We start from the raw sequence: 13,986 nt of genomic DNA, 5'->3' as shown, positions 1-13,986 counted from the left end.
TTTTTTTTAGTAATGTTAGTTGTTTTATAAGCCACGCACTTTATGTAAACGACGACGTAACTACTATTTGTGTTAGAACTGGGACACTAATAATGGAAGCAAGTTACTTCGGCTACCGCTCGGGGAAATACACTGCGCGCATCCTAAGGCGGCTGGTGAGCCCCTTCATGCTAACGCATTTCAGTGTCTCACCTATGCCTTTCCTCCCGTTGGAGTCTCCGTGTATTTCCCCGAGCTGGTTGAGATTGCTACTAATAAACTGCATCCGTAATAAAAATATAATTATACAGCTTCACCAGTCCGGGTGAGCGGCGTGCGGTGACTCCTCGAAAATACAAACCAATTTTCTTACGAAGATGCGAATGCTGACGAAGCGTTCCTTGTCCTGCGGGAAAAGCACGTGTCCGAAAACCTGAGAGTGGTTTTCTCTTCGGGGCTGAAGCCGTGCCCTAAGGATGCGCATCCGCCCAGAGCGATCCCGGGCGGCGACAAGCGCACAATTTCGATGAAAAATCTACAGTTACTTCGCACTTTATATCAAATGTGACTTTAAACTAACAATTAATTCGATGTCAACTCCACTCTGCGAAAGTTGTGTAACCATCCATATGCATCAAGTTATCCAGATGTGGATAACCATTCCCGCTTATTTGTGTGAGCAACTTAATTCCCCAACATTAAGAAGACAAATAAAAAAACAGGCGAATCAAAATGATTCCACCTGTTCCTTTATTAAAATATACAATTATAATTCAGCTGCTATTCTACTACTATTCTTGTAATCTACTTTTACCATTGGCACGACGACACTTCCATTTTCATCGACACGTTCAATATCCGCACCTAATGACGCCAGCTTACCTACAATATCAACATAGCCTCTGTCAAGATGCTTCAGTTCTGTCACACGTGTGTTTCCTTCACCGACTAGGCCAGCCAAGATAAGTGCTGCAGCTGCGCGGAGATCTGTCGCTGCAACTTCTGCACCTTGCAAATCAGATAATCCTTCAATAATAACGCTGCGCCCTTCAATTTTGATGTTGGCATTCATGCGTCTGAATTCTTCCACATGCATAAAACGGTTTTCAAATACGGTTTCTGTAATAACACCAGTACCTTTTGCACGCAGCATTAATGCCATCATCTGAGATTGCATATCTGTCGGGAATCCGGGATGTGGCAATGTTTTTATATCTGTTGATTTGAGTTCTTTTGGTCCGATGATACGAAGTCCATTACTCTCTTCAACTACTGTTACATTCATTTCTTCAAGCTTTGATATAACAGAACTCAAATGCTCACTGACAGCATTTTCGATGAGCACATTTCCTCCAGTAATAGCTGCAGCCACCATAAAGGTTCCTGCCTCTATACGATCAGGAATGATTGCATGTTCTGTACCAGAGAGCTTCTCTACACCATGGATGCGGATTGTCTCTGTACCGGCACCGATGATTTTGGCGCCCATTTTATTAAGGTAGTTAGCTAGGTCAACAATCTCCGGCTCTTTTGCTGCGTTTTCAATGATTGTTTTGCCTTCAGCAAGGGCAGCAGCCATCATGATGTTTTCAGTAGCACCGACACTTGGCATATCCAAATAGACTTTAGCCCCTTTAAGTCGGCCATCTACTTTTGCTTCAACATAGCCATTGCCAACGTGAATGTCGGCACCCATTGCTTCAAAGCCTTTTAAATGCAGATCGATTGGGCGGGATCCTATTGCACATCCACCCGGCATTGCAACCTTTGCGTGTCCATAACGGGCCAATAATGGTCCCAAAACAAGCACAGATGCACGCATTTTCCGGACATATTCAAATGGAGCTTCTGTTTCAAGCTGTTTGGAAGCATCCACATAAACCGTATTTGTTTCTGGATTGAACTCTACGTCAGCATTTAAATTTCTTAATACTTCATTGATTGTATATACGTCAGCCAAAACAGGTACTTCTTTAATTATGCTTGTTCCTTCGCTTGCGATAAGGCTGGCAGCGATAACGGGAAGTACTGCATTTTTGGCACCTTCAAGCCGAACGGTGCCATTCAATTGGTGTCCGCCTCTTACGATGATTTTTTCCATGTTTTTAAATCTCCTTCAGATCCAATTTCACTATATTAATATTCATGTATTAGGATAGGTGTTCCTACCGTGTATTTCACGTTCGTTTCGTCGACTTGTACTACAGCTATTTGCAGATTCATTTGGGTACCCTGTATTATGAAATCCTGCTTCCATAAGTCTGTATACCCGTATATGATTTTTTCATGCATCGAATTTTCTATTGTATCGGTTTGTGTCGCAAAATGTTCTACATTAAAATATTTTGTGATACGTTTAACAAAAACATCACTGTCAATTATACCACCTGGCTCTGTTGTCAGACAAGCAAATAATTTTAACGATTTTGTAAAGATTTTTTTCTCCATCGAACGTTTGATTGATAAGTACTCCTCCTCAATTTCATCGTTCCATTGAGTTCCTTCTATTACAGCATTCATTTCGGGCTTAAATGCCTCATTTTTGGGGATAACCACACTATATGATACGTCCAGTCCAACTTGTTTATGGACGTCCCTAACTTGATATTTTATTACATTTTCATCTTCACTGACAGTGACTAAACTACTATCTTTCAAATTATTTACGGTTTCTTCAGCCTTTTTTCTCGTCAGATTCTCTTTAAGCGTAACCTGCCAGCTTTCAATTGGCACGCTATTTTTCAAAGTGAAATTCGCCAGGTCGACCATTTCATCTCTTTCCATTCCATATGCCATTGGTTTTGCAGTAATGAAGACCATCATAATTAATAGAATCGCTGTTTTTCGCATAAAAAATCCCCCTGTCTTAAACTAGTAGTAATAGCTTTGACAAGAGGAATCATTTACATACGATACAAATTACGACAAACGATAGAATACAAGAATTTCTAATTAAAATAGAAATAGTATATCATTAGACCATCGGAGGATCTCAAGGAAAAATCTGCTTACACCGGTTCCGATAACGATCGTGATGAACAGAAGAAAGATTCTTCCTTCCGTAGTGTGTCCTTTTTTTATGATTACCTCATAATTCATCGAGAGTAAAAGACGCCACGTTATATAAATAAAGATTAAATGGGAAAACATGCTGATCAAAGCCATTTGTCCAATTGAAAACATAAGTACCACCCTTGTTTGTTTGCTATATGAGATTGTTCAAAATCCAGGGGAAAAGGATATATCCAATTTCGCATGAATGAATACTTGCTTTTCTGTTCATTTAAGGGAAATTAGTACACTTTTCCCACGTGCGATTGTCTGGGCTCGTTAACTTGCACGCCTAAAATAAACAAAGTAGTTATCACACGCTGCGGAACCCCCTTTAGGGAGCTACACCGAAACGAACTTATCGGTCCTTTTTCAACTGCTTCTTGAACACGAACTATATGTAACTTTGACATTTATATGGTTAAAAGTCAATAAATTTCGCGCATGCGTCAGAAAAGTCGTTTCATAAGATTATATCACGATGGTTTCTCTAATTTCCCGGGAAATATCGACAAGCCAGGTAGAAATATTAGATAACTTGGCAAGCTTTCAGGTTAGTGCCTTCGTTTCCCTTATGCAGCTAAATGTATTAATCCTATCCTGCCAGCTAAACTATTAGAAAACTTGGCATACGCCAAGCCTTTGGGCGAATGCCTTAGCTGCACTTATGCAAGTAAGAAAGTATAAACTTTCTTACTTGCTAAAAATAAACCTCTTATAACATGATGTTATAAGAGGTTTATTTTCAAATCATTATTGCCCTACGTCCAGGCGATTCATTGCGCGTTTGAGTGCTAATTCAGCCCGGGTTTTGTCGACAGTGTCTTGTTTAGCCTGTAGTCGACGTTCTGCACGGTCTTTTGCTTCTTTCGCACGTTGTACATCGATTTCTGTAGCTTTTTCAGCAGACTGTGCAAGAATCGTTATTTTATCAGGCTGTACCTCCATAAAGCCGCCATTAACTGCCAATTTCTTCGTTTCATTGCCATTCTTCAGGCGAACGGCACTGATCTGTAATGGAGCAACAAGAGGAATATGCCCTGGTAAAATACCGAGTTCACCAGTCTCAGCTTTACAGACAACAAATTCAAAACTACCTTCCAAGACCGGACCACTAGGAGTAACAACACTCACATCCAGTGTCTTCAATGTAACCCCTCCTAAGACTGGCAGGAAGAATGCTGGGATACAGGCGAAAAATGAATTGCACCCAGACTACAGGGAGGCGATCCCCGATTCTTCCTCCACTTGTCTTTTATTCCATACCTTTTGCTTTTTCAACTACTTCTTCAATACGTCCTACTAGTCGGAATGCATCCTCTGGCAGGTCATCATATTTTCCTTCAAGGATCTCTTTAAATCCAGCTACTGTTTCTGATACAGGAACATAGGAACCTTTTTGTCCTGTGAACTGTTCTGCAACGTGGAAGTTTTGAGAAAGGAAGAATTGTACACGACGTGCACGGGAAACGACAAGTTTATCTTCGTCTCCAAGTTCATCCATACCGAGGATCGCGATAATATCCTGTAACTCTTTATAACGCTGAAGTGTTTGCTGCACTTCTGTCGCTACTTTATAATGTTCTTCTCCAACAATTTCCGGATCTAGTGCACGTGAAGTGGAAGCCAATGGATCCACCGCAGGATAGATACCTTGCTCAGATAGTTTACGATCCAGGTTAGTGGTCGCGTCAAGGTGAGCAAATGTTGTTGCCGGAGCAGGGTCAGTGTAATCATCGGCAGGTACATAGATAGCCTGGATTGATGTTACGGAACCTTTATCTGTTGATGTAATACGTTCTTGCAATTGTCCCATTTCTGTAGCAAGTGTCGGCTGGTAACCTACTGCAGATGGCATACGGCCAAGCAGAGCGGAAACCTCTGAACCTGCTTGCGTGAAACGGAAAATGTTATCGATGAAGAGCAATACGTCCTGTCCTTGCTCATCACGGAAGTACTCAGCCATTGTAAGACCTGTCAGGGCAACACGCATACGTGCACCAGGCGGCTCGTTCATTTGTCCGAATACCATCGCAGTTTTTGCGATAACACCGGAGTCTTTCATTTCATAGTAAAGGTCGTTCCCTTCACGTGTACGCTCACCAACACCGGCGAAAACGGAAATCCCGCCGTGCTCCTGAGCGATGTTGTTGATCAATTCCTGGATCAATACGGTTTTACCTACACCCGCACCACCAAAGAGACCGATTTTACCACCTTTAATATATGGTGCCAATAAATCTACTACTTTGATACCTGTTTCCAAAATTTCTGTTTCTGTAGACAGATTCTCGAAATCAGGTGCCTGACGGTGAATCGGATCCACTCGGACATCAGCCGCTAATGGCTCATCCAAATCGATTTTTTCACCGAGTACGTTAAATACACGTCCTAATGTAACATCCCCTACTGGTACGGAGATAGGTCTACCAAGGTTTTCTACTGTTGCACCACGTTTTACGCCGTCTGTTGAAGACATTGCAATCGTACGTACACTATGATCACCAAGGTGAAGCGCTACTTCCAATGTAAGGTCTGCATTTTCATTGTTTTCATTACGGACAACTAAAGCGTTATATACCGCTGGAAGCTCGCCGTCTTCGAATTTTACGTCAACGACCGGCCCCATTACTTGTGTAACGTGTCCTTTGCTCATCGATTTCCCTCCTAACTAACTTTAAAGCATGGTCGAGGAGCTATTCAAGCGCTGCTACCCCACCAACAATCTCCGTGATTTCCTGTGTAATAGCTGCTTGACGCGCGCGGTTATATGTCAATGTTAAGTCATCGATAAGGTCTGATGCATTATCTGTCGCACTTCTCATTGCCGTCATACTTGCCGCATGTTCACTCGCTTTTCCATCTAGCAATGCACCGAAAATCAAGCTTTCGGCATACTGTGGTAATAGAACTTCCAATATTTCCTCTTGGTTTGGATCATATTCATAATCACTGTCTGAAGCACCATGTTCATCCAGATTTTCAATCGGCAGCAGCTTTTTAGCTGTCACTACTTGTGAAATCGCACTTACATAGTGGTTATAGATGATGTTCAGTTCATCAATTTCTCCATCACTGTACATTTGTACAGATTCGGATGCAAGGTCTTTGATATCAGCAAATGTCGGATGGTCTGCAATCCCCAGAATGCTTTTCGAAACTGGCAAGTTCCTTTTCTTGCAAAAATCATAGCCTTTACGCCCAACCGCGATAATTGTATACTCATCCGCATGCTGGTGGCGCTTATTAATCGTAGTGACCAGGTTTTTCAGTATGTTACTGTTATAACCGCCTACAAGTCCACGATCAGATGTTACTATGATATATGCCGTCTTTTTCACTTCACGCTTCGTCAGCATCGGATGCTCAATATCCGTATTGCTGTTTGCAATACTTGCTACAACTTCCTGAATTTTATCAGCATACGGCACAAATCCTTTGGCATTTTGCTCTGCTTTATTCATTTTGGAAGCAGATACCATTTCCATTGCACCGGTAATTTGTTTTGTCTTCTTTGTCGAATCGATTCGGCCTTTTATATCTCTAAGTGATGCCAAGCTTTTTCACCACACTTTCCTGACAGAGGTTGGGGCCGGGCTTAAAGCTTCAGTGTCTGCCTTAATTTCCCGGACCATTATTCTCTTTTCGTAAACTGCCTGAAAGACTTTACCCTTTCAGGCAGAGTCTTTCATTCATTAATTGTTTGTCGGTAAAAATGTTTTTTTGAAGGCTTCAATTGCAGCTCTCATTTCACCATCATCCGGCAGGTTACCTGTTTCGCGGATGGTAGTAAATAATTCACTGCGATTGCTTTCAACCCAAACATTTAATTCGCTTTCGAAACGAAGTACATCTTCAACTGGAATGTCATCAAGGTACCCTTTCGTCAGTGCGAAAAGAATCATAACCTGTTTTTCGACAACCATTGGCTTATGTAAGCCCTGTTTCAGAACTTCAACTGTACGCTGACCACGGTTCAATTTAGCTTGTGTAGATTTATCAAGGTCTGAGCCAAATTGCGAGAATGCTTCCAGTTCACGATAGGATGCCAGATCAAGACGCAGTGTACCTGCAACTTTTTTCATTGCTTTAATTTGAGCTGAGCCACCTACACGGGATACGGAAAGACCTGCGTTAATCGCTGGACGTACACCCGAGAAGAACAAATCAGACTGCAGGAAGATTTGTCCATCCGTGATGGAAATTACGTTCGTTGGTATATATGCAGCAATATCGCCAGCTTGTGTTTCGACAAATGGCAGTGCAGTCAATGACCCGCCACCTTTTGCGTCACTAAGTTTTGCAGCACGCTCCAACAGGCGTGAATGCAAGTAGAATACATCCCCTGGGAATGCTTCACGACCTGGAGGACGACGAAGTAATAGGGAGAGTTCACGGTATGCGACTGCTTGTTTGGATAAATCATCATACACAACCAATACGTGTTTCCCGTTGTACATAAATTCTTCACCCATTGCTACACCTGCATATGGTGCAAGGTATAATAATGGAGCAGGATCAGATGCCCCGGCAGTTACAACGATTGTATAATCCAATGCACCATATCTGCGGAACGTTTCAACAGTATTACGAACGGTTGATTCTTTTTGACCGATTGCCACGTAAATACAGATCATGTCCTGATCGCTTTGATTCAAAATGGTATCTACAGCTACTGTCGTTTTACCAGTCTGACGGTCACCAATGATAAGCTCACGCTGACCACGGCCGATTGGAACCAATGCATCAATCGCTTTGATCCCTGTTTGCAATGGCTCATCAACTGATTTACGATCCATTACTCCAGGTGCCGCAGCTTCAATTGGACGCGTTTTGGATGTTTCGATTGAACCTTTTCCATCGATTGGTTGTCCTAATGGGTTAACTACGCGTCCCAATAATTCATCCCCAACTGGTACTTGCATGATACGTCCTGTACGGCGAACTTCATCGCCTTCTTTAATACCAGTGTAAGGTCCGAGAATGACGATACCTACGTTGCTTTCTTCAAGGTTTTGCGCCAATCCCATAACTCCATTTGAGAATTCGAGCAATTCTCCAGCCATTGCGTTTTCAAGTCCGTGCGCACGTGCGATACCGTCCCCGATTTCAATAACTGTTCCGACATCACTGACTTCGATATCTGTATCAAAATTTTCAATTTGCTGTTTAATAAGTGTACTGATTTCTTCAGCATTAATGCTCATACCATTTCACCCCTATCATCATTTATTTGCAGATACGATTCTTCTGGAGATACGATTTAATTTTCCGCTTATTGTTCCGTCATAGATCGTGTTTCCAACGCGGATTTTGATACCGCCGATAATGGATGGATCCACAACGTTTTCCAGATTGATTGCAGCTTTGCCCATTCGCTTTGCGAAGGTTACCTGCAATTGCTGTTTTTCAGCTTCGGACAATTCACGGACAGAGTATACCGTTGCATCTGCAATTCCTTTAGCATCATTCACCAGTTGGATGAAATGATCGATAATGGATGGAACCGCTGCAGTACGTCGCCGCTCAACAAGAAGTTTGAGTGTGTTTACAACATCTGTCTGTGTTCCTTGAAACGCTTGAGTTAGAAACTGTTTCTTTTTCTCATTATCAATTTTGGGATGCTTCAGGAATGTATCCAGTTTTTTATTGTTTTTAAAAACTTCACGAACAACACGGAATTCTTCCACAAGCAAATCCTGTGTGTTCTTTTCTTTACCCAGCTGGAAAAGAGCTTCTGCGTAACGTTTGGAAACTACCTGTTCACTCATCGCTCTTCTCCTACCTCTTTGATATAATCATTGATCAGTTTTTCCTGATCCTGTGCACTGATTTCTTTTTCAATCACTTTACTTGCAATAAGTACGGACAATGATGCAACTTTATCCTGAAGTGCTTGGATTGCTTTTTCTTTTTCGTTTTGGATGTCCGCTTGAGCTGCTTGGATAATACGGTCAGCTTCCATTTTGGCTGAATCGACAATATCCTGCTCCTGCTTAATCCCGGCAGATTTAGCGTCTTCAATCAGTTTCTGTGCCTCTTGTTTAACTTGGCTCAATTGGGCAGCAGCCTCTTTGGATGCTTTTTCAGCTTCCAGACGACTTTGTTCTGCTGATTCGATTTCTCCAGCCACATATTCCTCACGCTCTTGCATTTTGTTCATGAGGGGACCCCAAGCGAATTTTTTTACAAAATATAACAGTAAAAGAAAGAAGAATAGTTGTGTGATCATATCCCCTACTCTAAGTCCACCTACAGTTGCCCCGATTGTCATATATTCCAAATATGAATGCACTGATTTCACTCCTTTCACGATAACTGCACACCTATGCAATTTCCAAGCGTTTCCAACCTGAAAATTACATAAAGCAATGGCGAAGATTCTCTACGACTGAACCCCGCCATTTAAATTTCTCTAATAAACTCGTTATTACATGAAGATAACCATAAACGCGATAACTGCTGCGATAATAGGAATCGCCTCTACCAACGCAACCCCGATGAACATGATTGTCTGGAGTGAACCTTTTAATTCAGGCTGACGAGCGATACCTTCCAATGTTTTACTTACGATCATTGCGTTACCAAAACCTGCACCTAATGCTGCCAAACCAATTGCAATTGCTGCTGCTAATGCTTCCATTTAATATTTCCTCCTCTTATTTAAAAACCTTTATTTATGATTTTATTAATGGTCACTTGTCACTTTATGAGACATATACACCATTGTTAACATAGTAAATACGAACGCCTGGATACCACCAATGAACAAGCTGAAGCCTTGCCATGCCATCATCGGCAATGCTGCACCAATGAATCCTAACACACCAGCGCCTGCCATTCCTACAAGCAGAGAAAGCAATACTTCTCCGGCAAAGATGTTACCGAATAGACGCAGACCCAATGTTAATGTGTTTGTAAACTCTTCAATAATCTTGAAAGGCAACATTAACGGCACGGGACTGATATACTCTTTGAAATATGCCTTCGTCCCTCGTATCTTAATGCCATAAAAATGCGTCAGAACTACTACCATAGCGGATAGGGTCAGTGTTAATGTCGCATCGGCAGTTGGTGATTTCCACCAAAGGTCGTGACCGACGACCCCCATTGTCATAACACCCAGAAGGTTACTTACCAATATGTAAGTAATTAAGGTCAGCCCTAGCGGAAGAAATATCTTGCCTGTCTTCCAATCCATTGCATCACTAATGATTCCTTTAACAAACTCAACTACCCACTCCATAAAGTTCTGCATCCCGGTTGGTTTCATCTGAAGCTTTCGACTTCCCCACACTGAAAACAGAAAGACAATTAATGACGCAACTGCAATCATGAGGACATTTGAAAGGTTAAAATCAAGCCAGGAAATTCCAAATACATCTTCAACTATTGGAGCTGAATGATCCAAATTTATCACCCCTTTATTATCCAGATTTAACTGAAGAACCCGGTCATATTTAGCTTGTACGACAGGTTAATCCTCTTTATTTTTCTTTTGTAAAATCATCTGTATCGCTATATCCAGACCAATTACAATATAAGAGGAAACTATCCCGATAACCACAGCAATGATATGAAAATACGCTTCAAACCGAAGTGCGATCAACACGGCTAAAATTGCAGTGGCCATTCTTGTGAAAGTGCCTAACCCTCCACGTTTCTTACCGGTTCCTGCAAAAGATTCTCCCAGAACTTCTGTTTTGTGCTGCAATAACCACAAATTATAGAAACTTACCAAACCACCCAGAATCAATCCTAGAAAGACTTGTTTATATGGCAGAAACCCTGCTCCAACTACCATGAGCGCAAGATAATAAAGCATCCATTTACGTTGACGGGTTACCATACTGTCAAAATCAAACATATTTATTTCAACTCTCCTAAACCCGTAACTCAGATCCATGATTTCCAATCCGCCATTGAATGCTTTACATTCGGTTTCAATACCTGCAAAAGAAAAGTTTCCGGTCATGATTTTTGGCAACTGCAGCTCCCATTATAGCCTGAGATTATTTAGCAATTCTTATTATTCAGTCGGCTTATGTAACAGAAGTCTTTCTGAGGTGAGAAACAGTATTAATTGAAATGGCGAAGTATGTAAAAATCAGTTCGACAATTCAATGGAATAACCTCAAAAAATGCCTATTTCATCCCACCTCACATTAAGCAAGTTTACAATAGCATTACTAGTATTGTCAATTAGTATCCGAGTTAAATTACGATAGATTTTAAAATGGTATTTTCAGGTAAACACAGGAGATTTTCCAGGAGATTTACCCGAGTGGTTTTATATTGCGAATGACCCAAATAACATTATAAATGATATTCGGGTCGCTTTATATGACATTTTTGTGAACAGACTATTTTCTATTCGATTTGGTTTGAGTTGTACTGTATTGTCACTCCAAATGAATGATTGATTGACTGCTTTCATATTGGCCATTTTCTAGGTAAACCGTTACAATCGCCAAATAAAATCCTCCAGGACCTGCATCCTTTTTACTTAGTTCTTCCTGATAGAGTCCTTCCTCCAAATCTTGCGCTTCCAAAAGTTTCCTCTCATGGATTAGGGTCTCTGGGTGATAGAGATCCACTTCTGCACGCCGGGCTGGTTCTGTCAGATAGAGCCGAAACTCATATGCATCATCGGAAAAGTTTTTCAAAGAGAATTCAAACCCTGCCGATTTTGGCTGATCGGCATTTTGATTTACCACGATATATGGCAGGTGGTAGTCTTGCTCATTTTCCTTATTTAATGTTAGCCAGCCTTGATGGACCCCTTCTTCAAGCCGGGCAGTCGTAATGTTAAGGCCGATCGGAATCGTTTTTTTCTCCTTTGGCTTTAATGTAAAGGATTGTGGCAGTTTCCAGTCCAGTCCACCTTGCTTTTTAGGATAGTCAAAAGCGTAATTTTGTGTAGTGTCCGATATATTTTCGATGGTTAATTCAAAACGAAGCTCTCCCCTGTAGCTGTCCACCTTTCCAAAATTAAGCTGTGGATTATGAATGATAGTGGTAGTTTCAATCGCTTTATCAGGGCTTATTGCACCCATCCCCTGTATAGTCGGGTCTGATGATGAGTGCTCCTCCAGTCTCCCGGCTGTCGTTTTAATCGCTCCGATAATCTGGTCCCTTGTCCAGTCAGGGTGGGCTTCTTTTATTAATGCAACTGCTCCGGCAACATGTGGTGCTGCCATACTTGTCCCACTCATTTGCTCATAGCCTCCAGGAACCGTACTTAGAATTTCCGTACCTGGTGCAAGAACATCTGGTTTTATATTCCAATTCACTGTGACAGGGCCTCTGGAACTGAACGGTGCTGTAGTAACTTCCTGAGGCAAATAACCCGTTTCCATATAAAGGGATTTCTTTTCGGCAAGATCCAATAGCCATTCCCCGTCCTCTTTTGAGACTGCAACTACTGGAATGTTGACTGGATTCTGATCATTTTCAATGGAGCCTTGAAAACTTCCTTGTTCCCTATTGTAAATAATCACCGCGACTGCTCCGTCTTGCTCTGCTGATTTAGCCAATTCATAAAAAGGTACGTCACCACGCTGGAATAGAGCTATTTTTCCTCTGTATGAACCGTCTGACTGATCGGCATTCACTACTTCGTACGATCTAGTTATGTCCCATGAACGGGAGCCTTCCATCTCTATGAGCTGGATTGCCTTCTTTTCAAGTGATTCATATAAGAAGGGGATAACCGTTGGTACAGTTGAAGCGCCTACGGACAATGCCTTGTCAGCAGTTGCCGGCGACCCCACTGTCCAATCATCAGGCCCGCTATTTCCATTTGCGATTACAACAGGGATCCCCAAATTTGACGCACGATTGACAGCAATGCTTGTCGGATAGTCCGGAATGTTTACGTTATTTCCAAGTGACAGGTTAATCACATCGACTCCATCTTCCACCGCTTTCTCCATTGCAGCAAGTACCTGGACCGATGTTCCTGTCCCCCCTGGACCAAGCGCGCGATATGCATATATTTCTGCATCGGGGGCGACGCCTTTCAATTCGCCATCAGCCGCAATAATCCCTGCGACATGTGTACCATGGGATGTAGGCATACCTTGTTCAGGCTGACTTTCCATTGGATCATCATCCAGATCCACCAGATCAAAACCGGATTGATAGTTATGTTGGAGGTCTGGGTGCTCGTAATCAATACCAGTGTCGATTATCCCAACTTTCACCCCTTTCCCGGTATATTCCGTCGAATTGATTGCGTATGGTTGAGCAGCTTCTTCCTGGCTGGCTTTCGGTTTCTTCCACTCAATAGCTTCATACTGTTGGACGGCATGAATATGTTTAATAAATTCCAGTGATTCCATCCTCTCCAATTTGGCAGTACTTCCTTGCAGCGCAAGCCCATTAAACACTTTTTCATAGACTGCAACGACATCTATAAATGGATGATATGCTTCGATATATTGTTTGTGCACATTCGGATCGCCCTCCACTTCGATGATGATGGATTGCAGGTCTGCCTGTGCTGATTGTGATGGCGGGGAAATCAAAATGAACATTAAAAATAAGAGTGGAATAAATATCCGCATGGATGAAGGCCTCCTTATTATGCTAGGATTTGCCGAGGTGTTTTGGATTATGCATGGTTGGCGTGAAGTTGGCACATGCAGACGGGGAATGTATTCGGTACAAAAGCGCAAGCGCCCGTTTAGGGACGTACGGACTGCGCCCCGAACTGTGGGGTGGTTCGACTTGTCGAACATTCCTACGTAGGAGATAAAGGAAACACGACGAACGGAGAGAGTCGATGTTGACTTTCACCACAAGGGTATAAGTGCGACTAAGCCTCTGGCAAAGCCAGTCGGCAAGTCTTCTTTATCGTGTCATGAGGCGAAGGAAGTCTCGGTAGTCCCTGGGCGCTGGAGCTGGGCGATCAAAAGCGAAGGTGACTGTTCAGAAACGCACGCATAAGCAAGG

Annotated in this window: 13 protein-coding genes; all 13 read right to left on the bottom strand. The window is 42.3% G+C overall.

The features are described 5' to 3' along the window. Positions 1-745: 745 nt before the first annotated feature. Positions 746-2,080: a UDP-N-acetylglucosamine 1-carboxyvinyltransferase gene (gene murA / locus A4245_RS12865; RefSeq protein WP_067728545.1), complete on the bottom strand. Its 1,335-nt coding sequence runs from the start codon at positions 2,078-2,080 to the stop codon at positions 746-748. 35 nt (positions 2,081-2,115) lie between these two features. Next, positions 2,116-2,829 carry a YwmB family TATA-box binding protein gene (locus A4245_RS12860; RefSeq protein ID WP_067728543.1) on the bottom strand — a complete coding sequence of 238 codons (714 nt, stop codon included), beginning with the start codon at positions 2,827-2,829 and terminating at the stop codon, positions 2,116-2,118. 102 nt (positions 2,830-2,931) lie between these two features. Next, a complete protein-coding gene (locus A4245_RS12855) occupies positions 2,932-3,129 on the bottom strand; it encodes a DUF1146 family protein (RefSeq protein WP_324609861.1) in 198 nt (65 codons plus the stop codon). A gap of 654 nt (positions 3,130-3,783) precedes the next feature. Then, complete coding sequence (locus A4245_RS12850) at positions 3,784-4,179, bottom strand: F0F1 ATP synthase subunit epsilon (protein ID WP_067728539.1); 396 nt, start codon at positions 4,177-4,179, stop codon at positions 3,784-3,786. Between the two features lie 106 nt (positions 4,180-4,285). Beyond that, the gene (gene atpD, locus A4245_RS12845) at positions 4,286-5,686 is read right to left on the bottom strand and encodes a F0F1 ATP synthase subunit beta (protein WP_067728537.1); all 1,401 of its coding nucleotides are present in this window, start codon (positions 5,684-5,686) and stop codon (positions 4,286-4,288) included. A 40-nt stretch (positions 5,687-5,726) separates the two neighbouring features. After that, entirely contained in the window at positions 5,727-6,587 is an 861-nt protein-coding gene (gene atpG, locus A4245_RS12840; protein ID WP_067728535.1) for an ATP synthase F1 subunit gamma, read from the bottom strand. Between the two features lie 138 nt (positions 6,588-6,725). Next, a complete protein-coding gene (gene atpA, locus A4245_RS12835) occupies positions 6,726-8,237 on the bottom strand; it encodes a F0F1 ATP synthase subunit alpha (protein ID WP_067728533.1) in 1,512 nt (503 codons plus the stop codon). Positions 8,238-8,255: 18 nt separating this feature from the next. Then, entirely contained in the window at positions 8,256-8,801 is a 546-nt protein-coding gene (locus A4245_RS12830; RefSeq protein ID WP_067728531.1) for a F0F1 ATP synthase subunit delta, read from the bottom strand. Next, entirely contained in the window at positions 8,798-9,304 is a 507-nt protein-coding gene (gene atpF / locus A4245_RS12825; RefSeq protein WP_407668387.1) for a F0F1 ATP synthase subunit B, read from the bottom strand. The genes A4245_RS12830 and atpF overlap by 4 nt, the downstream gene beginning before the upstream one ends. A gap of 156 nt (positions 9,305-9,460) precedes the next feature. Beyond that, complete coding sequence (gene atpE / locus A4245_RS12820) at positions 9,461-9,673, bottom strand: F0F1 ATP synthase subunit C (RefSeq protein WP_067728526.1); 213 nt, start codon at positions 9,671-9,673, stop codon at positions 9,461-9,463. Between the two features lie 45 nt (positions 9,674-9,718). Beyond that, complete coding sequence (gene atpB / locus A4245_RS12815) at positions 9,719-10,441, bottom strand: F0F1 ATP synthase subunit A (protein WP_067728524.1); 723 nt, start codon at positions 10,439-10,441, stop codon at positions 9,719-9,721. A gap of 66 nt (positions 10,442-10,507) precedes the next feature. Next, positions 10,508-11,017 carry an ATP synthase subunit I gene (locus tag A4245_RS12810; RefSeq protein WP_324609860.1) on the bottom strand — a complete coding sequence of 170 codons (510 nt, stop codon included), beginning with the start codon at positions 11,015-11,017 and terminating at the stop codon, positions 10,508-10,510. 415 nt (positions 11,018-11,432) lie between these two features. After that, complete coding sequence (locus A4245_RS12805) at positions 11,433-13,598, bottom strand: S8 family serine peptidase (protein WP_067728522.1); 2,166 nt, start codon at positions 13,596-13,598, stop codon at positions 11,433-11,435. Between the last annotated feature and the right edge of the window lie 388 nt (positions 13,599-13,986).

This window comes from Oceanobacillus damuensis (genome assembly GCF_001618145.1).
Classification (GTDB): Bacteria; Bacillota; Bacilli; order Bacillales; family Amphibacillaceae; genus Oceanobacillus; species Oceanobacillus damuensis.
This window is presented reverse-complemented; position numbering and strand designations above follow the sequence as displayed.

What these genes read in the sequence shown, in the direction of transcription:
- murA (WP_067728545.1), bottom strand. Translation starts at nt 2,080, where the DNA reads ATGGAAAAAATCATCGTAAGAGGCGGACACCAATTGAATGGCACCGTT.
- A4245_RS12860 (WP_067728543.1), bottom strand. Translation starts at nt 2,829, where the DNA reads ATGCGAAAAACAGCGATTCTATTAATTATGATGGTCTTCATTACTGCA.
- A4245_RS12855 (WP_324609861.1), bottom strand. Translation starts at nt 3,129, where the DNA reads ATGTTTTCCCATTTAATCTTTATTTATATAACGTGGCGTCTTTTACTC.
- atpD (WP_067728537.1), bottom strand. Translation starts at nt 5,686, where the DNA reads ATGAGCAAAGGACACGTTACACAAGTAATGGGGCCGGTCGTTGACGTA.
- atpA (WP_067728533.1), bottom strand. Translation starts at nt 8,237, where the DNA reads ATGAGCATTAATGCTGAAGAAATCAGTACACTTATTAAACAGCAAATT.
- A4245_RS12830 (WP_067728531.1), bottom strand. Translation starts at nt 8,801, where the DNA reads ATGAGTGAACAGGTAGTTTCCAAACGTTACGCAGAAGCTCTTTTCCAG.
- atpF (WP_407668387.1), bottom strand. Translation starts at nt 9,304, where the DNA reads ATGACAATCGGGGCAACTGTAGGTGGACTTAGAGTAGGGGATATGATC.
- atpE (WP_067728526.1), bottom strand. Translation starts at nt 9,673, where the DNA reads ATGGAAGCATTAGCAGCAGCAATTGCAATTGGTTTGGCAGCATTAGGT.
- A4245_RS12805 (WP_067728522.1), bottom strand. Translation starts at nt 13,598, where the DNA reads ATGCGGATATTTATTCCACTCTTATTTTTAATGTTCATTTTGATTTCC.